Here is a 24,473-nt window from a genome sequence, read left to right as displayed (position 1 = left end):
TGCCCATGATCGCGGCGCACACCAACGAACGCGTCCTGATGGACGCCGAGGCCTATCTCAGCTTCCTCACCGCTCAGCCCGAGGTCGGCGCCGGACCGGTCGCGGTGACCGGCTACTGCATCGGCGGATGCGCCGGCGGCCAGGGTGATCTGTTGGCTGGAGGCGCCGTAGGCGACGGTGATCGTTGCCGGGGCCGGGCCGATGTTGTGCAGCGCGCCGGCGGTGACTTGTCCGGCGCTCCAGGCGAAGTCGACGGTGAACCCGCCGCGCACGCCGATGCCGGTGACGGCGCCGGACGCCGACCAGGCCGACGGTAGCGCCGGGAGCAGTTGCAGCAGGCCGGGTCGGGAGTAGACGAGCATTTCGACCGCCGCTGAGGGCAGGCCCAGGTTGGCGTCGATCTGGAAGGTGTCGCCGCTGTAGATGTCCAGGAGGTTGCCGGCCGTGCCGGTGGAGCCGTTGGTCGACGGGGTCAGTCCGTTGACGAAGCACTGGTAGGCGTTAGCGGCGTTCCTCAGCCGGGCCCAGCAGGCCGCGCGCCAGGCGACGCCCCAGCCGAAGCTGGTCATGCCGCGGGCGGTCAGCAGGTTGGTGACGCCGGTCAGCAGGGCCGCCGGGGACTGGTCGGCGGTGATGCGGTCGCCCGGGAACAGTCCGATCAGCGGTGACAGGTGCCGGTGCTGGATGTCCCCGGTGTCGAGGTTGTCCGGCGTCATCCATTCCTCCAGCCAGCCGGTGACGGTGCTGACCTGCGGGAGGTAGAGCCGGTTCTGGAGACCGGCGACGGTCGCGGCGAAGCCGGAATCGCGGCCCAGGACGGATGCGGCCTGCCGGTAGTTGGCGAACAGCTGCCAGACCAGTTCCTGGGCGTAGGTGATGCCGATCTGGTTGGCGGGGCCGTGTTCGGGCGACCAGTCGTTGTCGTCGACCAGGACCGTGTTGCCGTCCGCGTCGGTGGTGGTGATCAGCCGGGCCTGCCAGAACTGGCAGGCGCTCATCAGCAGCGGGTAGATCGAGGCGAGGTAGCCCGCGTCCTGGGTGTAGAGGTAGTGGTCGAACAGCTCGTTGCACAGCCAGGCGCCGCCTGGCGGGCTCCAGTCCCAGCCCAGACCGCCGAACGGGTTGGTGGAGACGGCCACCGTCCAGCCGGCGATCTGGCCGGAGGAGTTGCGGTACGCCCCGTTGCTGGCGTCGTTGAAGTGGGCCTGGGTGTGCTGGGCCCAGGACGGCTGCTGGCTGACGCAGTAGTCGGCGAACGGCGCGAAGCAGGACGGCAGTCCGGTGCGGTCCGGCAGCCAGTAGTTCATCTGGATATTGATGTCGGTGTGGTAGTCGCTCATCCACGCCGGGGAGTTCGTGTCCTGCCACGGCCCTTGCAGGTTGATCGGCAGCCCGGTCCGCGAGCCGCTGATCATCAGGTAGCGGCCGAACTGGACGAACGCCGCGTGCAGCTCCGGGTCGGCGCCGGAGCTGTGGGCCGCGGCCAGGCGCTGGTCGGTGGGCAGCGCGCGCTGGGCGGCGGTCGAGGTGCCCAGGTTGATCGTCATCGCCTGCGACAGCGCCTGATAGTCGGCCAGGTGGTGGGAGAACAGCGCGGCTGTGCCGAGTCCGGTGGCGCGCGCCGCCTGGTCGGCCGCCACGGTCGCCGGGACGATGGCGGGGTCGATGAACCCTGAGACGGCCGGTGAGTAGTTCGTTCCGCCGCTGATCACCAGCAGCACGTCCGAGCAGCCGGTGAACGTCACCGCCGAGCCGGAGCCCGAGCCCGAGGCGCCGACCGAACCGCCGGACGCTGCGGACCCCTGGACTTGCGCGGCGTACTTCAGTCCGTTGGCCAGCGCCCCGGTGAATGAAACCGTGGCCGCCGAGGAGTTCGAGGACGTGGACTCCGAGCGGGTGCCGGTCAGCGTCAGGCTCCCGGTGTAGGAGCCGCCGCCGGACTGGCTGAGGTGGATGACGATGACGTCGTCGGGGTGGCTGGCCCACACGTCGCGGCGGTAGTTCACGCCGTCGAAGGTGTAGGTCGTGGAGGCGTAGCCGTTGCTCAGGTCCAGCTGCCGCTGGTAGCCGCTGACCGCCGACATGCTGTGGGCCGGGATGTCCAAGGTGGCCTGGGCCAGCATCTGCTGGGTGCCGAAGCCCGAGGAGTCATAGGGGAAGCCGTTCGACCCCGGGTCGGCGTTCGGCCCGCCGGCCCAGCATGTCGCGTCGGTGACGTTGTACACCTCGCTGCCCGGATCGCCGGTGAACAGCGCACCGAGACGGCCGTTGCCCACCGGCAGGGCCGTGGCCATCATCGACGACGCGCTGCCGGGCGATGTGTACCAGATCGTCGTGGCCTGACCGGCGGGGATCGGGGTGGTCGCGGCCGACGCGCCTGACGCGCCCGACGTGTCTGCCGCGGCGTACGCGCTCGCGCGTGCGGCACCCGCGGACAGCCCCGGCGCCGCCAGCAGGGTACCCACGGCCGCGGCACCGCGAAGAAGCGATCGACGTGAGGGGTTGTGGAACTCGGGCATCCGCCGTCTCCAGACGCTTCAGCGATACATCGAATGTTTCGACGAGATCTCGGACCTTCAACAAGCGGCCACGTGTGGTGGGAGCGTAGGAGGTGGTCCGATCTCCGTCAATACATCCGAGGACGCCGGGCCCTCAGGTTTCGTCCTCCAGACGCGCGCGCAGGAGCAGGCAGACCCAGGTGCGATACGGCCGCCAGTTCTCGCTGAGCTGCTCGAGTTCGCCGTCTGAAGGCGTATCGGGCAGGTCGTAGGCGACGGCCACGGCGCGGGCGAGTCTCGGCTCGTGGTGCGGGACGCTGTCCGGGTCGCCCGCGCCCCGCAACAAGACCAGTTCGGCGGAGAAGTCCCCGATCCCCGGTAGTTCCTTCAGGGCGGCCAGGGCCTGTTCGGCCGGGAGCGCGCGGAGTCTGGCGGCGTCGAGCCGGCGTTCGATCGCGCCGTGGGCAAGAGCGCGCAGCCATTCGGGCTTGCGGCCGGACAGGCCGGGGAACTCCTGGAGCTCGGCCAGGCGCTGCGGGGCCGGGAAGGCGTGCACGGTGTCGTCGCCGAAGGAGACCGGTTCACCGAGTTGCTCTGCCATGCGTGCCTTGATCGCGGCGGCCTGTCGCATCCGGATGCGGTGCCCGATGATCGCCCACGCCGCGGCCTCATACGGCGAGTAGAAGCAGACCGGGCGCAGACCGGGATAGCGCTGCTGAAGTTCCGCGACGACCTTGTCGCGCCGGCCCACGTCCGGGAATCCGGAGCCGTCGACGTCCAGCGAGAGAATCCGGGCCACCTGTGCACGGACCGCCTCGGTCAGCTTCTTGTCCGGTGACAGTGGGCTGAGAATCTCGCCCCGCACTCCGCCTGCGTGTTCACGCACTCGGACTCCGACCGTCTGCCAACTCCCTTCGATCGGGAACGCCAACTTCAGTGCCGGTTCGGACCCGGGCTGGTAGGAAGCCGGGGTGAAGCCTTCGAGGAAGGCAAGGCTGGAGGCCAGCGAGAACGGGCCCTTGGCGGTGAGGGTAAAGGTGCTCATGGGCCACTCCCTAGCATTTGGCGGGTCAGCGCTCCTCCTCGCCGAACGTAACCCTTCGCTGACCAGTACGCACTTCGGGCCACCAAGCGGCTTACACCGGTGTCGAGCCGACGTGCACGATCTCCCGTCGCCAAGCCCCGCGTGGCTGGCGATGCAGGGTCCAGTAGTGCTCGGCGACCAGATCGGGATCGGAATCCGTGCCGGGGACCATGTGGCAGTCGACGGTGACGGTCGCGACGTGGATGCCGGCCGGCCCGTATTCCTCGTCGAGCAGGTCGGTCAGGGCACGGATTCCCGCCTTGCCCAGCGACAGGCTCGTGTATCGGGCGTCGGGCCGGGGCATGCCGCCGGTCAGCAGAATCGTGCCGTGGCCCTGCTGTGCCATCGCGGGCGCGATGTGAGCCGCGCTCTGCAGAGCGCCGAGCACGTTCACCGACCACGCCTGCTGATGGCGTTCTGGGTCCAGTTCGCCGGGACGGTCCTGTTGGATGATCGCCGCGTTGTAGACGAGCACTTCGGGGACGCCGTGCGCGGCCACCGCGGCGTCGAGGGCCGCACGCAAGGCCGGCGCGTCGGTGCTGTCAGCCTGCAACGGCAGGGCCTTGAGACCCTCACGCTCCATCGAGTCGGCCAGGTCCAGGACCCGGGGACCGCGTGCGATCAGTGCGACCGGCGCGTCCTCCCGCGCGAACCGGCGCGCCACCGCGATCCCGAGACCTGGCCCGGCACCGATAATGACTGCTCCCGTCATGGGAATCTCCTCATCTCACTTCGTGTTGGTGGCACGACGGTAGGGCCTGACATCCATGTGAAGGGCAAGCCGATGTGACGGAGGGCACAGACAGATGCAGATCGGGGAATTCGCGGACCGTACCGGGGTCCCCCAGCGGCTGCTGCGCTACTACGAGGAACGAGGGCTGCTCACGCCCGGTCGCACCGGGGCCGGCCACCGCACCTTCGAGGACTCCGACGTGCCGCGCGTCGAGACCATCCGTGCGCTGCTCGCGGCGGGACTGAACACCGAGACCATCCGCATCGTGCTGCCGTGCACCGACTACCGCGCCGGCCGACTGGTGCCGACCTGCACGGAGATGCTCAGCCATCTGGCTGGGGAACAGGATCGGCAGACAGCGTCCATCGCGCGTCTGGAACGCTCGAAGCAAGCGATCGACGGCCTCTTGGCCGCCGCGCCACCTGAACTGACCGACCCCGTTCGCCACGCCGCGCTGCACAACACCCGCGAGGGCTCACCCGCCGATCGCGCCTGATGCGAGCACGCGAGCATGCGGAGGCCGTTCATCGCTGCGGATGTCCCATCGCGGTGGCCGCGGCCGATGACATCCAGACCCAGCCGGCGCGCGGCACCGCGTGGTGATTTAGGCCGTGTCGCGGCGCCGGGCTCGGCACGAGCATAGGGCCTGGGCGGTAGCAGGGCGTGTAAGAGATCTTACTTTCCATAGCTCTGCTGCCGTTCGGCGGCTTGTGCGGCCACCGAGCCGCGGTCATCTCAAGCTAGGGAAGAAGATGAGTCTCGCTAACCCAAGCGTGATCAGACAGCGTGACGACGGCGCAGCTCTGCTGCGTGTGCGGGTCGACACGCTCGCGGCGGCGATGGTCCGCGCCTACCAGGCGGAAATCAGTGAGTATCGGGAGATCAACGATGATTTGTTGCTCGGCGATGTACTCGAGGTGTCGGTGGCGACGGTCCGGTGTTGCCTGAACGCGATCCGGACCGGGCAGCTGCACGACGAGGACTTCGTGCCCCTGATCGAGGGGGCCAGGCGCCGGGCGGTGCAGGGGTTCGGGAAGGAGGCAGTGCTCCGCGCGTATCGGCTCGGGGTCCAAGTGTTCTGGCGGGAGGTGACGGAGGCGCTCGCCGACACGGGCACGGCCAGCGAACACGACCTGGTGTCCATGGCGGCGGCTTCCGTGCTGGAGTTCGCCGACCGCATCAGCACCGAGGTGGCCGCGGCCTACGCCGGCCAGGCTGGTCGAGACGGTCGGGTCATGGAGCAGCAGTACCGATCCCAGCTGTTCGAATCGGTGCTGGCCGGAACGCTGGCCGAGCATCACCGGGGCGTTGACACCTTTGCGGTGCGGCACTGCGTGGTGGTCGCTGAAGTGCGAAGCAGTGCGCCCTTCGCCGACTTGGAGGAAGTCGGCAGGTCGATAGTGAACCGCGCGGGGGCGCTGTCCTGGACCGTACGGCACCGCAGTGTCGTCGCCGCGCTCGAATTGCCGGACCGGGGGCGGGACAAGCTGGTGCGCAGTCTCGCGGCGTTGCCCTCGGACCAGGTAGTGGGCATCGGGCTGGGGTATGTCGCGGAGAACGCGAGCCAGACGCGCCAGAGCTACGTCGAGGCGCTTGACGCGTTGCGGGTCGGACTCGGCATCACCGGTCAGACCGCCATCCGTCCGGTCTTCGACCACTACAGCATGGCTCCGCTGATCGCGATGCTTGCGGAGCCGGACAGGGCTCGTCGTTTCGTCGCCGCCGCACTGGCACCGCTGTCCTCGGTCATGGACCGTGGCTGGGCGCTACCTACGGTTGATGCGTACTTAACGCACGGCGGTTGCCTCAACGACGTCGCGTTGGCTTTGAACGTTCATAAAAGCACGGTCAAGTACCGGCTCAGCGAACTGCGCCCGTACCTTGACCTGGCGGCGTGCGGAGGTGAGCAGTCGGCGACGCTCTTGCTCGCCGTACGCGTTCACAAGTACCTCTCAACGGCCGGCTTCGACCTCCGCTGATACCGATTGCCTGATACCCGATGGTGGCTGAGCCCCTGCCCCCTATCGAGCCTCGTCCCATTGAGAGGTGTTCAGGTTGAACGTGGTGTAGTCGTCGTCCAGCTGGTAGCCGAGTCGTGAGTAGAGCCTGGAGGCAGTGGTGTTGTCGGAGCGGTGCGAGAGCGTGCAGACGCCTGACTCGGTGACGGCACGTCGGCTGAGCCATGCGGTCACCGCGGTTCCCAGGCCCGCCCCTCGATGCGAACTGGCCGTGGTGATCGATCCGAGATACGGCAGGCCCGTGAATTCCGTGCGTTCGTGGGCGCCGCAGGCGACGAGATCCCCTTCGTCGTCTTCGATCCCGGCCCAGCGGACGACGCCTAGCGATCCGGGGGCTATGTCATAGGTCGGATTGTGTGCCCGCAGGAAGTCCCGCAGGCGGGTATCCGCTTCCCGCAACTCCAGCACTCGATCTTCTTCCGTCGCCAGAGCTGGCTCGGCGGTGAGCCAGCGGTAGGCCCAGTGGTTGACATGCTCCGCTGCCAGCTCGGCCGGGAGCAGAAGATGCGCGTCCCTCGGCAGGGTGACCACCTTCGGCCGGATGGTGAGGGTCGTCGGCCAGAGGTCCAAGAGGGTGAGGAGGAGATCGACCGCGTCCTGGGCGTCGCCGAGGATCAACAGCGGATCGCCCGTGACCGTGGTGGCCGTGGCGTTCGCCGCTGTCCAGATATGTCCCGCTCGGGCGCCCTTCAGACCGGGCGGGACCTGATACTGGATGTAAGCGCTGTGCGCGAGCCGGTCACGCAGCTCATCGGTTGATTCGATCGTGGCGGGAGGCCCTGGCTGGTGCATGGTCATGCCTTTCGCTGATCAGGGCGCGGAGCGGTCCGCGCTGTGCCGGGTCAGTGCGTCCTTTTGCCGGGCCGGTGCGTCGCCTTGCCGGGTCAGTGCGTCAGCGAGCTGGCCGATGTTGGGCCACCGGAACAGATCGGTGAGGTCCAGGTCCGGGAACCCGTCGGCACGCAGCACGGTGCACAGGCGCAGCAAGGCGAAGGAGTCCAGACCGGCGTCGAAGAAGTTCGCGTCGAGCTCGATCTCCGGCTCTCCGGGCAACACCTCGGCGACCGCACGGCGCAGCCGCCGCGCCATGGACGTCGCCGGTCCGTGCGGCGGCTTCGCGGCTATCGACGTGGTCAGCGCTGTTCGCGCGGTGGCGACGGGATCGGGCTTGCCGTTGGGGTTGAGGCGGATCTCGCGGACGAATTCGACGCTGGCCGGGACCAGCCAGGCGGGCAACTGGCCACGCAGACGGCTGCGAATCGCCGCCTCGTGGCGTGCGGTCAGCTGCCAGGGTTCTTGCACGGGGACGACATAGGCGCGCAGAAGCGGGACGTCCACAGCGGTATTGCCGGGAAGGACGACGAGGGCGTCGGCGACCAACTCGTCACGGCGCAGCGCGTGCTCGACCTCGGCCGGTTCCGCGCGATGCCCGGCGATCGAGATCTGGCGATCGGCGCGTCCGGCCCACAGCACTCCGCCGTCCAGGCCGACCCGGCCGAGGTCGCCGCTTCGATGGCGGACTGGCGGCGTCGAGGATGGGGAGGATGTGGAGGAGGACGTGGAATGGGTGAGGATGTGGATCTCTCCGATTTGCCCTGGAGCCGCGGTGTACTCGCCCCGGCGTACCTCAAGCCGGCAACTGCCGAATCCGGTTCCGATGGGAACCTGCTCGCGGCTCGGCTCCGGTGATCCCGTGGATCGCGCCGCTTCGACGTGTCGGCGTAGGGAGGCCAGCTGCGGGACCTCGGTGACGCCGTAGCCGTTGAGGATCTCCGCATTGGGGAACGTGCGGCGCAGGGCCTCCACCAGCTCCCAGGTGAGCGGTCCGCCACCGCTGAGCACCGCGCGGACTCGCGGGAGGACCTCGCCCGCGGACCGCGCCGCGGCCAGGACGATCCCGGCCTTGTAAGGCGTGAGGTGCAAGACGGTCGGGTCCGCGTCGCGCAACGCGTCCAGCAGCTCGCGCGGATCGCTGTCCACTGAGCTCGGCGGAATGTGCGTCCGGGCGCCGAGCAACAGGGGGAGTATCAGATCTCGGAAGATCGGGTCGTGGCCGGCGCCGGCCAACGTGAGGAATCGGTCGTCCGCGCTGAGATTCAGCTCAGCGGCGTAGTCGAACAGGGCCCTGGTGAACGCGGAGCCGTCGACGGCGGCGAGCCGGGGGACTCCGGTGGTGCCGGACGTGGCCAGGTAATGATCGGCTTCTTCCAGCGGTGCGACATTCAGACTTAGTTCCAGTGCCAGATCTATGCGGGATGGCATCCTGCGCCTGACCAGACGGGGAACGTATCCGTCGTCGCAATACAGGAGGTTCTCGGCTTCGCTGGCGTTCAGGGACTGTTCGAGGTAGCCGGGCGGCATGCGGGCGTCCAGCAGTACGAAGCGCGGCCCGGTCTGCCAGGCGGCCAGAATCGTGACGGCCAGCGCCGCCGAGCGGGTTCCCATGATGGCCAATGGGCTGCCGTCGTCCGCGACGGAGGCGATCAGATCGACGGTCTTGCGCACGTACGCGGCGAGTTCGCCGTAGGTGACCGTAGTGCCGTCAGCCGTGAGGGCCGGCGCCTCATAACGCGCGGTGACGGCCTGCCGGAACCGGTCAACCGCCTCGCCGAGGCCGGCCGGGGCGGGCTGCCGGGTCTGTCGCGCGAACGTCGGTGCCGGCTTTTCGGGCTGGGCGCTCGGCAGCAGGTCGTGCAACGTACCGTCGGGCTGCGCGCAGAATCTCTCGATCACGTGCTTCAGCGCTTCGGCGAGCAGATCGGGGACTGCCCGGTCCAGCAGATCGGCCCCGCACACCATGTCGATCAGCAAGCCGCCGTCGGCATCGGTGTGGCTGTAGAGCCCGACGTCGAAGAGCGCCGGCGGGTTCGGCGGCGGCAGGACGCGACTGGCTCCGGTGCCGAACCGTGGCCCGGTGGTTCCGTAGGCGGACATGTCGTTGAACCACACCTGGAACAAGGGGTTCCGCCCGGGCTCGCGCGCCGGGGCGCAGTGCTTCACGACATCGTCGAAAGCCACCCCGGAGTGGCGGATACCGTCGTCGACCACCCGCTGCACGGCTCGGGCGAGTTCGGCGAACGTGCGGCCGGGCGCACTGGGCAGGCGCACCGGCATCGTGGTGACGAAGAACCCGATGGTCTCGGCTTCCAGCATGGTTCTGCGATCGTCCACCGGCATGCCGACGACGAGTTCGTCATCACCGCTCCAGCTGGCCAGCACACCCGCGTACGCGGCCAGGAGGAGCGGGCCGAGTCGGATACCGAGGCCGGAGGCGATATCGGTGAGTCGCACGACATCGGGGCGCGCCAGGTAGCGCCGCACCGTGTTGCCGCGCAGGCTTGCGGTAGCCGGACGATCGAGCTCGAAGGGCAACCGCAGGTACGGGTTCACGTCTGCCAGGTGCGTCCGCCAGAAGTCGAGCCGCTGTTCTCGCACCGACGGGTAGTCGTGAGCGCGCGCCGCGACGGCGGTTCGGTATCCGCCGGGTATCGACGTCAGAGCCGTCCCTTCGTAGACAGAAGCGAGGTCGCGCCAGAAGAGAGCACCCGACTGAGCGTCGAAGAACGCGTGACTGACCGAGACGACCATCGTGGTGCGGGGTTGATCCCGGTGCGCGATCACGGCCAGGCGGAGCGGTCCCGGTTTGGTGGTGGGCTGGTCGTGCCACTGGAGGCGCGCGACGGCGGCGTCCGTTGAGCGCTGGTAGTCGTCGTGGGCGACTTCGCTGTACTCGATGTGCGCAGGGGCCGGCGTGTGGACGACTTGATCGAGAGAGCCATCGGTGTTTTGAACTAGATGAGTGTGCAACGCGTCGTGATGGCTCACGACTGCGGCCACCGCTGATCGGAGCCGGTCGAGGTCCAGACGCGCGTCGGTTTCGATCACGCTCACCACGTTGTACGCGGCTATGGATCCTCGCACTTGCTCAAGCAGCCAGAGCCGACGCTGCTCGGGAAGGGCCGGGGTGCGGCTCAGTGCCGTCGCGGGTTCCGACGCCGTAGTGTGCTGGCTGGTCGAGGGCCCGTCGCCGGTCGAGAGCCCGTCGCCGGTCGAGAGCCGATCGCGAAGGCCGTTGAGCGAGATGTTGTCCGCGAGCAACCAAGCCAACGGAATCCGCCGTCCGCTGATCCGGTGATACGCGGCGGCCAACTGAACGGCACCGGCGCTGGAACCGCCGAGATCGAGGAAGCCGACGTCCGCGGGATCGCCGTTCGCCGGGGCAGCCGTCGCGACACGTCGCCATTCCGCAGCGATCCGCTCGAAGTCGTTGCCGGAATCGGCGGTCGTTTCCACGAGATGGGCTTCGACCAAGGTCTTGAGGCGAGCACGGTCGGTCTTGCCCGCCGGGCCGGTCGGCAGCTTCGATATCCCGAGCAAGACAGTGGGCATATATACCGCCGGCAGATGTTCCGTGAGGTGTTCGCGGAGAGCCGAAGCCATGGGCTGCGGGACTTCGCGCAAATCGTTGCGCAAGTCATCGGTAGTCGCGCTGCCGAGTTCCGCAGTGCCTGTGGCAACGACGGCGATGAGCTCCGTGGCTGCGCCTTCACCGCGGGCCAACACCGCCGCGCCCCATACGGAGGGATGCGCAGCGAGCACGGTCTCGACCTCGGCTGGCTCTATCCGGACTCCCTTCACCTTCACCTGGTCGTCGCGGCGGCCGAGATATTCGAGCTGACCGTCTACCAGGCGCATCAAGTCGCCGGTCCGGTAGCCCCGGATCCCGTCGGGCAACGTGACGAAGGCTTCACTCGTGAGGTCCGGGCGGTTGACGTAGCCCTCTGCGACTTGTGCGCCGGCCACATAGAGCTCGCCGACCTCGCCCGCCGGCACTGGCACACGCTGGTCGTCGAGCAGGTACAGCGCCGTGTTGCTCACCGGGGTACCGACGAACGAGCGCTGGCACGTGTCCATGGGGGTCGGCGCCTGCCACGCGGTGACCTCGACCGTGGCCTCTGTGGGGCCGTAGAGATTGTGCAGCCGCGCGCCGCTGAGAGTCCGGCCGAAGCGACGGATGAGCGGCGGCGTCAATGGTTCGCCGGTGCATCCCACGTGCCGCAGCGACTGGCAGGTTCGGGCATCAGGGTCTTGCAGGAACTGCTCCAGCATCGTGGGGACGAAGTGTGCGTAGGTGGCATCCGAGGTATTGATGGCCTCCACCACGGCGGCGGGCTCCAGGTGCGCCGAGGGTGCGAGATAGTGGGTCTTCGCCCCGGCCAGCAGCGGGCCGAGGATCTCCGGCAGGCTGACGTCGAAGGTGTACGGGGTCTTCTGCAAGATGACGTCGGACGGGCCGAACCCGAAGTAGCCCTGCCCCCACATCAGCCGATTGAGCAGCGCGAGATGCGAAACCGCGACCCCCTTCGGGCGACCGCTGGATCCGCTGGTGAACAGGATGTACGCCGTGGCCGCGGGACTGTAGTCGACGGTCGGCGCGGAAGGTGCTTGCGCCTCGTTGAGAGCTTCGTCTAGGGCCTGGTCTAGGGCTTCGTTCAGAGCGATATGCGGCACGGATCGCAACGGCTTAGGGAGGGCATCCACCTGCCGGCCGTCCTCGACGACCAGCAGCGCGGGCCGGGCGTCTTCGAGCATTCCCGCCAGCCGCAGACTCGGTGCGGTGGGGTCGAGGGGAAGGAAGGCACGCCGGGTCCGTAGGCAGGCCAGCATGACCACAGGGAGCGCGGTGCTGCGCGGTAGGTGAAGGGCCACCGTCGCGCCGGGCTCGGTCATCGTGCACAGCCAGGAGGCCAGCCGGTCCACAGCGGTCATCAATGACGCGTAGGTGTAGGTGGTGCCATGGCCCTGACAGGCGATCAGGTCGGGGTGTCGGCGCGCCGTCTCACCGACGAGCCCCACGATCCCGTCCGGCACGCGCAGATCCCTGTCCGCGCCGACCAGGGCCGGGCTGACCAGGGCCGCGCCGACCATGATCGGGCCGACCAGGACCGGGCCGGCGGTGGTGTCGTCCACTCCGGGTCCTTTCATTCAGATCATTCAGAACTGGCCGAGTCGGCCGGTGGTCGAGACGAAGCGCTCGGCCCGCACGAAGGCGAACACGCCGAGACCGAGCAGCCCCGCCGAACACACGGCTTCCAGCGGGTACTCCCAGCGCACGGACAGCAGCGGCCAGCTTCCGAGAGCGAAGTGTCGCAACAGGTCGATGGCGTAGGTACTGGGTAGGGCGCTGGAGATCACCCGCAACGGCCCCGGCAGCACGGTGACCGGGAAGATGTTGCCGGACAGCAGTCCCAGGAAGAACCCGCCGCCGTCCAGAACCGCGCGGGCCTGGCCCATTCTCAGCAGCAGGGCCATCACCAGATAGCAGACACCGACCATTCCCGCGACGCCGATGAGGACCGCTGGAATCGCGAACACCGTGGTCCACCTCAGCCGCACGCCGAACGCGGCCACACCGAGCAGCAGACAGGTGAACGCGCCGATCGCCGACAACGCCAGCGCCGAGACCGCGAACGGCACAGCGGTGGCGACCCGGCTGCTCGGCGTCGTCCACGCCTGTTCGAGGGTGCCGGATCCGCGTTCGAATCCGATCACCGCCGAAGTGCCGATGATCGCCCCGACCATGAGGATGTTCATGAACGCGCCGACGAAGATGAATCCCTGGAAGTCCACTGAACCGGTAGACTGTGCCAGGCCGACGGCGCGTCCGTGGTAGAGGAAAGCAGTGGCTAGCAGATAGCTGGGCAGGATGAGCCGGTAGAGCGGGTTGAGGGCGGTCATGTTGAGGACTGCTATCGGGCTTCCCACTACGTTCCGGAAGTCCTTGCGCAGGCTGAGAAGAACAACGCGACTCACCATGGGTCACACTCCACCGAGGGTGCCGGATCGGCGGCCGCGCTGCTCGCCCGCCGCGAACGCCGCCAGTGACAGGGCACTGATGACTAGGAAGGTCCCGATCAGAAGCAACGACAGTCGCGGCCAGTCGGTCTTGGAAGGGCCGCCGAAGATGGTGTCCCGCAGGGTGTCGACGGTCCAGGTCGGCGGCAGCAGCCGGCCGATCTTCGCCGCCCAGGTCGGCATGATGGCCAGGGGCGCCGTGAAGCCGCAGAAGGTCACGGACAGGGCGCGCGCTATGTCCACCAGACCGCCCGATCGGCGCATGAACAACGTGGTGGTGCCGGCCGCGGCGGCGATCGCCGCGAGCGTGGGCCCGGCCAGCAGGATCACCAGCCCGCCGGCGAGGGCGGAGGACAGCGCTATGTGCGCGCCGAACCCCAGCACCAAAGCGAGCAGGACTGCTATATACGACAGGGCTCCGGTGACCAGCAATACCGGTGCGAGACCGAACAGGAGCGTCAGCCTTGTGGCGGGCGACAGCAGCGTGGTCTCCAGCGAGCCCTGGACACGCTGCCCGCTCAACGACGCGCTGGATTCAGTGAGCAGCAGTGCCAGCCAAGAGGCGACCAGCCAGCCGAGATAGAGGAAGACCGCCAGATGCACGCTGTCCGTCGGGATCGTCTGGCCGGAACGGTGCGGTGTTCCGTGGCCCATAGAGGCACGGGCTTGGAAGACGAACACGACCGGGGTGACGACCGGCCACGCGACGGCGCCGATGAACACGTCCGGATAGCGTCGTGCCACGCGCCATTCGCGTTTCGCCGCGGCCACCAGCGCCCACGCGTGCAGGGGGAGATCACTGCGGATGCCCATGCCCGCCCCCCGCACGCCGATCGGTGATGGAGAAGAACACGTCAGTCAGGGAGACCCGACCGGCCTCAGTGCGTATCGCCCGCAGACCGGCGGCGTGCAGCTTTCCGGGCAACTCCGCCATGAGGTCGGACGTCGACTCGCAATAGAGCCGAGCTCGAACGCTGCGCTCGTGCCGTTCGACCAGACCCACTCGGAAATGTGCCGAGAGCCATGCGGCCACCTCGGCCGTGTCCAGGTCCGCACCCTCGACTTCCAAGGTCAGCACGCTGGAACCGGGAACCAGCGTCTTGGCCTCGTCCACACTGCCCTGAAAGGCGATCCGGCCCCGGTCCAGCACCGCGATCCGGTCGCACAGGTCCTCGGCCTCGGCCAGGTCGTGGGTGGCGATGAGCACGGCGGCGCCGCGCTGGCGCAGGCCGCGCACGATCCGGCGGAACTCGGCGCCGGACACCGGATCCAGGCCGGAGGTCGGCTCGTCGAGCAGCAGGACCTCGGGTTCGTGGATCAGGGCCCTGGCCAGGTTCAGGCGCTGCCGCATCCCGGTCGAGTAGCGCTCGACGTACTCGTCCGCACTGCCGGTGAGCCGCACCTCCTCCAGCGCCTCGCCCACCCGGCGCCGGATCTGGCCGGAAGGCACGAAGTGCAGAGCGGCGAAATACTCCAGGTTCTCGCGGCCCGTGAGCTTCCAATACACACCGCGGTCTCCGGCCAGCATCACCCCGAGATGACGACGTGCCTGGCGAGGGTGCGCCAACACGTCGACATCACACACCCGCACGGATCCACGGCTCGGGACGAGCAAGGTGGCGATGATCTTGACCAGGGTCGACTTGCCGGCGCCGTTCGGTCCCAGCATCCCCACGACCTCACCGCGGTCGACCGCGAGGCTGACCTCGTCCACGGCGTGCACGACCGCTCGCTCATCGGGCGCCCCGCGCAGGCGCTGCACAAGGGTGCGGCGTCCGCGGAGGTAGTCCTTGGCCACGTCGCTTATCGCCAGCATCGACTCGCGGTGAGGAGCGGAACTCACCTGTTGACCGTCGAGGACACCGGTCCGGCCCGGTTCTGTCATGACCGCTGAACCTCCCGGTCTCGAACGCGCGCTGCTTCCCGGACCAGGTCCACCAGTTGTTCGGTGGAGATCTGCGGCGTGGCCACGGCCTGCCGGAGCACGGTGTGGAATGAGGCGTTGAACGTGGCGACCGAGTCGGGCTCCAGCAAGGTCGTCGGATACAGCCAGGTCAGGTAGTACGTGCCAAGCCACTCCTCGATGTGCAGCATCATGTCCAGGGAGCAGCCGGTCATCCGGGCCGGCGGTGGCAGGCAGTAGTCGACGTCCTCGACCAGCAGCAGATTGACGAGGGTCTGGAACAGGGGAGAGCGGTCCGGAGCCGGGTCGGGTTCGAGCTCTGCGACGAGCGCGGCCACCGGCAGTTCGCTGTGGTCCGAGGCGTCATACAACGAGCGTTGAGCGTGTTCCATCAGATCGGTGAACCGCCACGCGCCGGTATCCGTCCAGCGCAGCGGGGCGAAGTTACGGAACAGCCCGACGACGCCGGCAGTGCCCTCGACGGAGCGTCCCAGCGTGCTGGTGGCCGTGATCAGGTCCCGCTGGCCGCTCCAGCCGGCGAGCACGATCAGGTAGCACGCGACCAGGACCGCGCCGGGGGAGCGTCGCTGGCGGGTCGCCAGGCTCCGGACCCGCTGGGCGAGCGCGGGATCGACCGCGTCGGTGAGGTTCGCCCCGACCGGGGACCAGACGGCCGGCCGCGGGTGGTCCAGCGGGAAGGTCGTGATCGGTGGAGCGTCACGGAGCAGTTCCTTCCAGTGCGTCAGCTCTCGCTCGTAGCCGCCGGCAGCCACCTGGGCGCGCTGCGCCTCGGCATGGTCCAGGTATGTCACCTGAACCGGTCCGGGCGAGCCGATGGTCGCCGCATGGCCCATGAGCGAGATCGAGAAGCCGTCGCTGATGAGGTGATGCGCGGTCACCAGCAACAGGAACTCGTCGGGATCCAGCACGAGCATCGCGATGCGGAACAGCGGTCCGCGACGCAGATCGAAGGGGTCGTCCGCGAGCCGGCGGGCGATCTCGACGGCTTCGGCCATCCGGGCGGCCATTCGGTCGTCGTCGGTGCCGGCGCAGTCCACATGGATGATGTGGAAGTGCTCTGCGACGTCGGGCAGATCGGGGAGCACGACCTGCCAGAGTTCCCCGTCGACCTCCTCGAAAACGGTGCGAAGCGCCGGCTGCTCCGCGACCATCTGGGCCACGTTCGCCGCCACGTGCTCCTCGGTCAGCCCGGTCCCGCGGAACCGGAGCAATCCGCTCAGATGCAAACTGGCCTCAGCCGGGTTCGTCTGCTCCAGCCACCAGAACCGTTCCTGCGCGATGGCCGCACGTGACCGGGGCGCGGGGCCCGCGGCGGGCAGCCGCTGTGCTGCGGCTGCCCCTGGTGCCGAGCTCATGCGCGGCTCGCGGACGCGGCCTGCCCCGCGTTGTCGGTCCCTTGCTGCCGGTTCTTGAGCTGGGCCTCCACCACCACGGCGAGCTGTTCCACCGTCGGGTGTTCGAAGAGCACGACGATGGGCAGCTTGATGTCGAAATACGCCCGGATCCGCGCGCCCAGCTGGACGGCGACCAGCGAGTTGCCGCCCGAGTCGAAGAAGTCGTCATCGACGCCGAGGTCGTCGTCGCCGAGGGTGTCGCGCCAGAAGTCGAGCAGGGTCGCGATCACGGATCCGGCGTCGTGGCCGCTCGGCTTGCCCTTCGTGTCCTTCGAGGACTTGGCGGAGCGGGCCTTGCGGGTCTCGCCCGACACCGAGGTCATCGAACCCTGTGACTGTGTCAAGCGGTCGCCGGTCAACGCCTTGACCCGCTCCAGCTTGGCGTCGAGGTCCTCGTGCAGCACGACGATCTGCGGTCCGAGGCGTTCGGCCAGGATCTGCCGCAACGCCTGCAAGCCGGCTTCGGTCCGCAACCCGGACCCGGGGTCGATGCCCGCGGCAGGCTCCGTAGCGGGCTCCGCAGAGGGCTTCGAGATGGCGACGGCCTCGGGTGCCGCCGTCGTCTGGGGAGTCGTGTCCAACGGCTTGTCGGCGGCGAGCAGCCGGACCGAGAACCCCGCGATCTCCGCCAGCAGCCGTCCGTCCTCGTCGACCAGGTCGATGTCGAAGCTCTGGAGCGCACTGCCCGGGTCGCTCATGTGCTTGATCACGCTGAACAGCCGCGGCGTCAGCGGCGCGTGCACGGTGAGCTTCCCGTAGGAGAAGGGAAGGAACGCCTGCCCCGGCTTCAGCAGCCCGCGCAGATCGACCGCCAGCGCGGTGGCGCAGTCCAGCAGGGACGGATGCAGCACGTAGGAGCCGATCTCGTCCACGAACTCTGGGGGGAGCGCCAGGCGCGCGATGGTGGTGCCCGGAGTGGTCCGCCGCTCCTGGACCGTCCACCAGTGCCACCCGAAGCGCACCCACCAGTCCAGGCCCGCCTCCGGGACGTAGTCCAGGCCGACGCCGAAGGTGAACGGGTCCGCTTCTGTACTCGCCGCCCAGAGCTCGTCGATGTCGACGGTGCGGCCCACGGCCTCGCCGAGACGGACCCGGCCGGTGACATACACTGTCCAGCTGTCGGGACGTCCCGGCATCGCGCTGGCCGAGACGGTGAACTCGTACTCGTCGTCCGCCTGGTTGGCCGGTTCGAACGTCACGCGGAGCTTGCGGGGCGCGCTGACTTCCAGAACGCCTTGGAAGAGCACGTCACAGATCTCGACCGCCTTGCCGTCCGGAACCGGGACCGCCGCCTGGTAGATCGCCCGCACGAGTTCGACGTGCGCCACGCCCGGCCACACCTGCCGATCGCCGATCAGGTGCTCGCTCAGGACCCAGTGGGAATGCGGCGCGATCTCGGCGGTGAAGACATGGCGGCCGTTCTCGGTCGACAGCTGCCCGCTGACAAGCGGGGTGTCGACGGTGGTGACGGCGGTGTCCGAGGTGGCAGCGGCGGCAGCGTTGTCCGCCGGAGCTGTGGCCCCCGCAGCCGCCGCGGCGTTCGCCTGGAGGGAACGGAAGGCTCCGGGGGCGCTCGCGGCGGTGTCGACCGCCATACCCACTTCCGACCAGGCGCCCCAGTTGATCGAGACCACGTGGGTGTCGTCGTCGGCCCGGGCTTGGGCGTAGGCGTCGAGCATCGCGTTGGCGGCGGCGTAGTCCGACAGGCCGAAGTCGGTGGCGACCGAGGAGATCGAGGAGAACAGCACGAGGAAGTCCAGGCGGTCCTGGAAGATCCGGTCCAGGGCGAGCAGGCCGCCGATCTTCGGCGCCATGATCCGCTCGGCCTCGGCCCGGGCCTTGACCGCCATCATGCCGCCGGCCGGGACACCCGCGGAGTGCAGCACCCCGTTGATCGGGCCGAACTCCTCCTCGGCCCGCTCGACGGCGGCGCGCATCGCGGCCTCGTCAGCGGTGTCGGCCTGGACGACCATCGCCTGGCCGCCCATCGCCTCGATCCGGCGGAGCGCCGCGATCCGCTTGGCCAGTACGTCGTCGTCCGGCGCCGCGGCCACGATCCCGTCCCACTCCGACCTCTCGGGGAAGGGGCTGCGCGAGGTGAGCACCACCCGCGCCGCCGCCAGCCGCGCCAGATCCTCGGCCACGGCCAACCCGATGCCGCCGAGACCGCCGGTGATCAGGTAGACGCCGCGCTCCCGGAGGACCGCGGGGACCTCCGTCACGGAGCGCGTCTCGACCCGGTCGTAGCTCCAGACCCAGCGCTTGTGTCCGCGCAGCGCGACCTTGTCATCGACCGGGTCGGCGAAGATCTCGCGCAGCAGGGCCTCCCCGCCGGTCTGCCCGCTCTTCGCGGCGCCCGCCCGCAGGTCGATGTGGCGGTAGGAGAGGTGCGGGATCTCCTGGGGGATCAGGTTGCCGAGGCCCTGAACGGTGGTCCGCGCGGCTTCGATCTCCTCCTCGCCGGAGATGTCGAAGGCCCCGGCGGAGATCAGGTCTATGTGGACGTCGCGCCCTTCGGCGTGCTTGGCCAGCGCCTGCGTGAGCCCCAGAAGGCTGAAGAACCCGCGGTCCTGCGTGCTCTGCACCGCCTGGTCGCTGAGGCCGGTGGGGGCGTCCAGGAGCCAGGTGTGGAGCACCCGGTCCGGCAGGCGGTCCTCGTCGCTCAGCTGCTCCAGCAACAGGTCGTGGTCGCTCCTCTCGCCGGGGCGGATCAGGAAGCGTCCCGGTCCGGCCTCGGTGAACTCCTCGCCGACGCTCACGGTCATGACCGTCTCGCCGGACCGGCGCAGTGTGCTGATCAGGCGGTCCACGAGCGGATTGTTCGATGCGAACAACAGCCAGCGGCGGCCCGTTCCCGCTCCTGTTCCCGTTCCTGCTCCCGGTCCGGTGTTCGTCGCGGTGCGGTGCTTCTCCACCCAATGAGGACGGAACAGCTGGAGGGGATCCGTTGAACGAACGCGGGCCTGAGCCGCTGCCGCGGTGCCGGATATCGCTGCGGCAGTCGGGGGCTCCAGCCAGAACGTCTGCCGTTCGAACGGGTACGTCGGCAGCGTCACCTTGCAGCGGGTCTCGTCGCCGTAGAAGGCAGCCCAGTCCACTGAGACGCCGTGGCACCACAGCTCAGCCAACGCCGAGGCCATCACCCGGCCGTCGGGGACGACGCGGCGCTCGTGGTGGAGTGAGGGCACGGCGCAGCCGTCGGTAGCCGCTATCCGGGGCCGGATCAGCGCGGTGAGAGCCTGGCTGGGGCCGACTTCCAGGAACGTGGAGTGTCCGTCCTCTATCAGTCTGCTGATGGATTCGGAGAACCGGACGGCGCTTCGGAGGTGCTGGGCCCAGTACGCGGGATCGGCGGCCTGCTCGACGGTGAGGTAGTCGCCGGTCAGGTTGGAGACGATGGGGACGGTCGGGGCGTTGCGCTCGGTCTGGGCCACGAGTTCGGTGAGCGGTGCCACCGCGGGGTCCATCATCGCGGAGTGGAACGCGTGCGAGGTGTGGAGGGCTTGGAAGCCGACGCCGAGGGCGTCCAGCTGGGCGGCGTAGGCCTCGATCGCCTCATGGGGCCCGGAGACCACGGTGACTTCCGGTGCGTTGGTGGCGGCCACGGAAACGCCGTCGGGCATCTCGCCCAACTGGTCCTCGGCGACCATCACCGCGAGCATCCGGCCGGGCTCCATCTCCTGCACCAGGCGGCCTCGTTCGGCGACCAGCCGGGCGGCGTCCTCCAGGGAGAACACGCCGGCCAGCGTCGCGGCCACGAATTCCCCGACGCTGTGGCCGACCATCGCGGCGGGGGTGACGCCCCAGGAGAGCCACAGCCGGGCGAGGGCGTACTCGACGGCGAAGAGCAGCGGCTGGGCGATCTGCGTCTGGTTGACGTCGATGGCCGACTTCTCGTCGCGGATCGCTTCTCGCAGATCGATGCCGATGTGCTTCTCGATGAGCGCTGCGACCCGGTCGAGTTCGACGGTGAAGACCTGCTCCGTGCCATACAGATCGGCCGCCGCGCCGATGTGCTGCGAGCCCTGCCCGGGGAAGACGAAGACCACCGGGGTCTCGGTCTTCCCGGCCTGACCGCTGTGCACGGAGGCGAGCTTCTTGGTGTCGAACCCGGTCAGTGCTTTGGCGGCGGCACCGGTGTCGGAGGCGACGACGGCGCGGCGCACCGGCAGCTGCGGGCGCCCGGTGGCCAGGGTGAAGGCGGCGTTGGCGAGTTTGCGGCCGTTCCACTGGCCCACCGCCTGTGTGCAGGCCGCGCCCAGGTTGGCCGCGGCGGCGTCCAGCGCGTTCTCGGTCCGCGCGGACAACGGAAACACCTGCCAGGTCCGGGCCCGGCCGCCGGTCGAGGCCTTCGGCGGCTCCTCCACGATGGCGAAGGCGTTGGTGCCGCCGACGCCGTAGGAGCTGACGGTGGCCCGCCGCTTGCCGGCGGGCTGCGGCCAGGGCGCCGGCTCGGTGTTGACCGCGAAGGGCGTGCGATCGAACTGGATCTTCGGGTTCGCCTCGGTGAAGTTCACCAGCGGGGGCACCACACCCTCGCGGACCATCATCACGGCCTTGATCAGCCCGGCGACCCCGGCCGCCGGGCCCATGTGCCCGATGTTGCCCTTCACCGAGCCGATCAGGCACTGCGACTCGTCGCTCACCCCGCGCGCGGCGAAGGTCTCGCTGAGCGCGGTGATCTCGATGGGGTCGCCCACGATCGTCCCGGTGCCGTGCGCCTCGACGTAGCCGATGGTCGCCGGGTCGACGTCCGCGTCATCGAACGCGGCCTCCATCAGCGCGCGCTGCCCGCTGATGCTGGGCGCGGTGAATCCCGCCCGGTCGGCGGCGTCGTTGTTGACGGCCGAGCCCAGGATCACGGCGTAGATGTGGTCGTGGTCCCGCACAGCGTCCTCGTAGCGGCGGACAACGACCGTGCCGACACCGGTACCGAAGATGGTCCCGTCGGCCTCATGGTCGAACGGCCGGCAGTGGCCCGACTTGGAGTAGATCCCGCCTTCCATCCACCAGTAGCCGGACACGACCGGCAACTCGACCTCGACGCCGCCGGCGACCGCAGTCTCGCATTCGCCGTTCATCAGAGCCCGGCACGCCAAGTGGACGGCGACCAGCGAAGAGGAACAGGCGGTGACCACATTGACGCTCGGGCCACTCAAGCCCAGCTTGTAGGAGACCGTCGGCGCGATGTAGTCGGTCCCGTTCCCGATCGACACCGCCATCTGGCCCACCGCCTGGACCCGATCCCGGTGATGCCGCACGTTCTGCTGCTCATAGAAGTTCGGGGCGCTGCCGGCGAAGACCCCAACACGTCCCGGAACGGAGAACGGGTCATAACCGGCGTCCTCCAGCGCACTGTAGGCCGACTCCAGGAACATCCGGTGCTGCGGGTCCCTGACCTCTGCCTCACGCGGCGTGAACCGGAAGAAGCGCGCATCGAACTTCTCCAGATCAGCGAAGCTCGGCCGAGCCTTGACATACGCCGGATTGTCGGCCCACCCGGGATCCACACCCGCCTCGACCAATTCCTCCGCCGACCACGTGGTGATACTCTCCACGCCCGATTTGAGGTTGGACCAGTACTCTTCCACATCACGGGCACCGGGAAACCGGCCATTGAGCCCGACGATCGCGAACTTCTGTGCGTTGCTCATTTCTCTCCTGGTACAAATCTGTGGCGGCGGCGAAGGAGACATGGAGAATATGGGCGCGCAGGCGCAGTGACCTGACAGGATTGGTGGAGTCGAGTCGCATGCCGGAATCACCGGCAAGGAAAAGAGCAGCCGCGCGCCTAACCGGGCCACGGCAAGTGTGCTTAGCGCTTCAGGCTTCGTGCTTCAGGCTTCACGCTTCGTGCTTCGTGCTTCGTGCTGAAGGCTATCCGCCGCGCCACATCCCACGCCTCGTCCAGACGGGCCAAATCCGCGCCGCCAACTTGTTCCGCACGGCTAGGATTCCGCGAAATCGAGCGCGGGTATGGCCTCCGGACACGCGGGGGAAACAAATGGCGAACGCGGCGGTACATCTTCAGGCGATTATGAGAGTCGAGAGTCGCGAATGCTTTCGCGCGCCTGCGGAAAGCGATGGAGATCTCGCGGTGGCTGCCGCTGGCCGCTGCCGCCGCTGCTCGGCGAGCTGGACGCTGAACTGTGCGGCCGTTACGAGAATGCGTTCGGGCTGCTGGGGGAGGGGTTGTGGGCGCTCACTGACCCGCAGGGTTGGATCGCATGTTTTGGGGGCTGGAGTCCGCGGGGCGGGTGCGGTTGGTTTGTGGTTTGAAAGCTTTTTACGGCCTTCGGTTATGGTTGTGCCGGTTCGGGGTTCGGGGTGGTGGGTGTGTTTGTCGGCTGCCGGTTTTCGCGTTCACGACCCCGCCCCGCCTCAGGCCTCTTCAACTCCAGCAGGTCTGAACCAGGGTCTAAATCAAGATCAAGAGCCCAAGCAAGGTCAACGGCAAGAGCCCAAGCAAGGTCAAGGTCAAGTGTGTCACGAACATGGATCGGAGCTGATGTGTAGGTAGTTGCTTCGTGATGTGGTGTTCCACGGGAGATGAAGGTTTTGTGGCCCTTCGGGACCGTCCTTGCCGGGGTGGTTCCAAACCGCCTCATGCTGCGTTGGGGTGAAGACCGTCGTGGTGAGCGATGAGGAAAAGGCGCACGTGATGCGTCAGGTGGGGACCAGGAAGACGATCACTGTCTGAGGCGTCGAAATGCTTAGGTGACATCAGAACCGGGGTGCCTTGATCCATCCTGGGATGAGCTTGGCGGGTGCGGTGTTATTGGCCAGGCGGTGTCCGGCGTACAGGTGGCGTGAGCCTGGTCTGCGGCTTTCGTGGGGAACGTGAGAAGGCGTGTCGCGATACTGCTTGGGCGTCAGTGGCTCAGGCGATAGGGAGAGAGCATCACGGTCCGGATGGGATGGCCGTAGGTGGTGTGAAGAGTACTGTTGCGCGGCGCGCTGGCGGACCGGCTCGTAGTAGTGGTGAAGCTCCTGTAATGGGGGTGGAGCGAAGGGGCCGGGTTGTTCGTGCCTGGTGTGTTTGGTTCAACCGGCGCTGGTCCGGGAGGGGCTTGATGGACGAGGTGAAAGCACAGGCTAAGCCGTTCGACATCTCCAAGGTGGAGGTGTGGGATGCGTGGGCGAAGGTGAGGGGGAACAAAGGCGCGCCTGGTGTGGACGGGGTGTCGATCGAGGCGTTCGAGAAAGACTTGGAGGACAACCTCTATCTGGTCTGGAATCGGATGGCTTCGGGCACGTATTTCCCGCCGGTGGTGAAGGCTGTGGCGATCCCGAAGGCCGGGGGTGGCACGAGAACGTTGGGCGTGCCGACTGTGGGTGATCGGGTCGCTCAGACCGTGGTGGCCGAGCATTTGTCGGCCCGGGTGGAGCCGGTGTTCCATCCGGATTCCTACGGCTACCGGCCTGGCCGTTCGGCGCTGGATGCGGTTGCGGTGTGTCGGGAGCGGTGTTGGAGGTTTGACTGGGTGGTCGAGTTCGATATCCGGCGGTTCTTCGACACGGTTCCGCACGACAAGATCGTGGCTTGTGTGCAGGCCCATGCCGATGCCCGCTGGGTGGTGTTGTATGTCCGGCGGTGGCTGACTGCTGGTCTGCGCATGCCCGGCGGGGGGGTGGTTGATCGTGGTGTGGGGACTCCGCAGGGTTCTGCGGTGTCTCCGGTGTTGGCGAACCTGTTTCTGCACTATGTGTTCGATACTTGGATGGCCCGGGAGTTTCCGGGGTGCCGGTTTGAACGCTATGCCGACGATGGTGTGGTCCACTGCCGCACGTTGGTGCAGGCGGAGCAGGTCCTGGCCGGGTTGCGGTCCAGGATGGCTGGGGTCGGTCTGGAGTTGCATCCAGGCAAGACCAGGATTGTGTATTGCAGGGATAGCAACCGTGGTGGTGGGGGTGGGCCTGATGGGGGTCATCCGCACGCGCAGTTCACGTTCTTGGGATACACGTTC

12 protein-coding genes and 2 pseudogenes are annotated in these 24,473 nt (G+C 68.2%); 4 read left to right on the top strand and 10 right to left on the bottom strand.

Translation table 11 applies throughout. The features are described from left to right. Positions 1–128 (top strand): annotated as a pseudogene (locus IZR01_RS54450) (dienelactone hydrolase family protein); the annotation flags it as partial. 135 nt (positions 129–263) lie between these two features. Here IZR01_RS54450 and IZR01_RS52615 read toward each other — a convergent pair. The 3 genes and pseudogenes from IZR01_RS52615 to IZR01_RS33085 all read right to left on the bottom strand — a co-directional run. Continuing rightward, positions 264–2,294: pseudogene (locus IZR01_RS52615) on the bottom strand (glycosyl hydrolase family 95 catalytic domain-containing protein); the annotation flags it as partial. A gap of 358 nt (positions 2,295–2,652) precedes the next feature. Beyond that, a complete protein-coding gene (locus IZR01_RS33090) occupies positions 2,653–3,543 on the bottom strand; it encodes a DNA-3-methyladenine glycosylase family protein (protein ID WP_194895397.1) in 891 nt (296 codons plus the stop codon). 91 nt (positions 3,544–3,634) lie between these two features. Then, the gene (locus IZR01_RS33085; RefSeq protein ID WP_194895396.1) at positions 3,635–4,294 is read right to left on the bottom strand and encodes an SDR family NAD(P)-dependent oxidoreductase; all 660 of its coding nucleotides are present in this window, start codon (positions 4,292–4,294) and stop codon (positions 3,635–3,637) included. 94 nt (positions 4,295–4,388) lie between these two features. Here IZR01_RS33085 and IZR01_RS33080 point away from each other — a divergent pair, with 94 nt between their 5' ends. Both IZR01_RS33080 and IZR01_RS33075 read left to right on the top strand, forming a co-directional pair. Further along, positions 4,389–4,811, top strand: a complete 423-nt coding sequence (locus tag IZR01_RS33080; RefSeq protein ID WP_194895395.1) for a MerR family transcriptional regulator — start codon at positions 4,389–4,391, stop codon at positions 4,809–4,811. Positions 4,812–5,067: 256 nt separating this feature from the next. Beyond that, positions 5,068–6,294, top strand: a complete 1,227-nt coding sequence (locus tag IZR01_RS33075) for a PucR family transcriptional regulator (RefSeq protein ID WP_194895394.1) — start codon at positions 5,068–5,070, stop codon at positions 6,292–6,294. A gap of 42 nt (positions 6,295–6,336) precedes the next feature. On the opposite strand, the gene IZR01_RS33070 is transcribed toward IZR01_RS33075, so the two are convergent. Genes IZR01_RS33070 through IZR01_RS33040 form a run of 7 tightly spaced genes read right to left on the bottom strand, consistent with a single transcriptional unit; the run spans position 6,337 to position 22,160 of the window. Next, entirely contained in the window at positions 6,337–7,131 is a 795-nt protein-coding gene (locus IZR01_RS33070) for a GNAT family N-acetyltransferase (RefSeq protein ID WP_194895393.1), read from the bottom strand. A 12-nt stretch (positions 7,132–7,143) separates the two neighbouring features. Then, a complete protein-coding gene (locus IZR01_RS33065; protein WP_194895392.1) occupies positions 7,144–12,303 on the bottom strand; it encodes a non-ribosomal peptide synthetase in 5,160 nt (1,719 codons plus the stop codon). Between the two features lie 24 nt (positions 12,304–12,327). Further along, positions 12,328–13,149: an ABC transporter permease gene (locus tag IZR01_RS33060; RefSeq protein ID WP_194895391.1), complete on the bottom strand. Its 822-nt coding sequence runs from the start codon at positions 13,147–13,149 to the stop codon at positions 12,328–12,330. A gap of 3 nt (positions 13,150–13,152) precedes the next feature. Next, positions 13,153–14,001: an ABC transporter permease gene (locus IZR01_RS33055; RefSeq protein ID WP_194895390.1), complete on the bottom strand. Its 849-nt coding sequence runs from the start codon at positions 13,999–14,001 to the stop codon at positions 13,153–13,155. Continuing rightward, positions 13,985–15,031, bottom strand: a complete 1,047-nt coding sequence (locus IZR01_RS33050) for an ABC transporter ATP-binding protein (protein ID WP_194895389.1) — start codon at positions 15,029–15,031, stop codon at positions 13,985–13,987. Before IZR01_RS33050 ends, IZR01_RS33055 begins: the two co-directional genes overlap by 17 nt. Positions 15,032–15,069: 38 nt before the next feature. After that, positions 15,070–16,467 carry a condensation domain-containing protein gene (locus tag IZR01_RS33045; protein WP_194895388.1) on the bottom strand — a complete coding sequence of 466 codons (1,398 nt, stop codon included), beginning with the start codon at positions 16,465–16,467 and terminating at the stop codon, positions 15,070–15,072. Next, positions 16,464–22,160: a type I polyketide synthase gene (locus tag IZR01_RS33040; protein ID WP_194926150.1), complete on the bottom strand. Its 5,697-nt coding sequence runs from the start codon at positions 22,158–22,160 to the stop codon at positions 16,464–16,466. The genes IZR01_RS33045 and IZR01_RS33040 overlap by 4 nt, the downstream gene beginning before the upstream one ends. Before the next feature lie 1,419 nt (positions 22,161–23,579). Between IZR01_RS33040 and ltrA the strand changes: the two genes are divergently transcribed. Beyond that, positions 23,580–24,473, top strand: an 894-nt coding sequence (ltrA, locus tag IZR01_RS33035) for a group II intron reverse transcriptase/maturase (RefSeq protein WP_194926149.1), incomplete at its 3' end; no start/stop codon positions are given.

The sequence above is a fragment of the Catenulispora pinisilvae genome (assembly GCF_015356865.1).
Lineage (GTDB): Bacteria > Actinomycetota > Actinomycetes > Streptomycetales > Catenulisporaceae > Catenulispora > Catenulispora pinisilvae.
The sequence above is the reverse complement of the archived record's forward strand: the minus strand, read 5'-3'. Positions and strand labels throughout refer to the sequence as shown.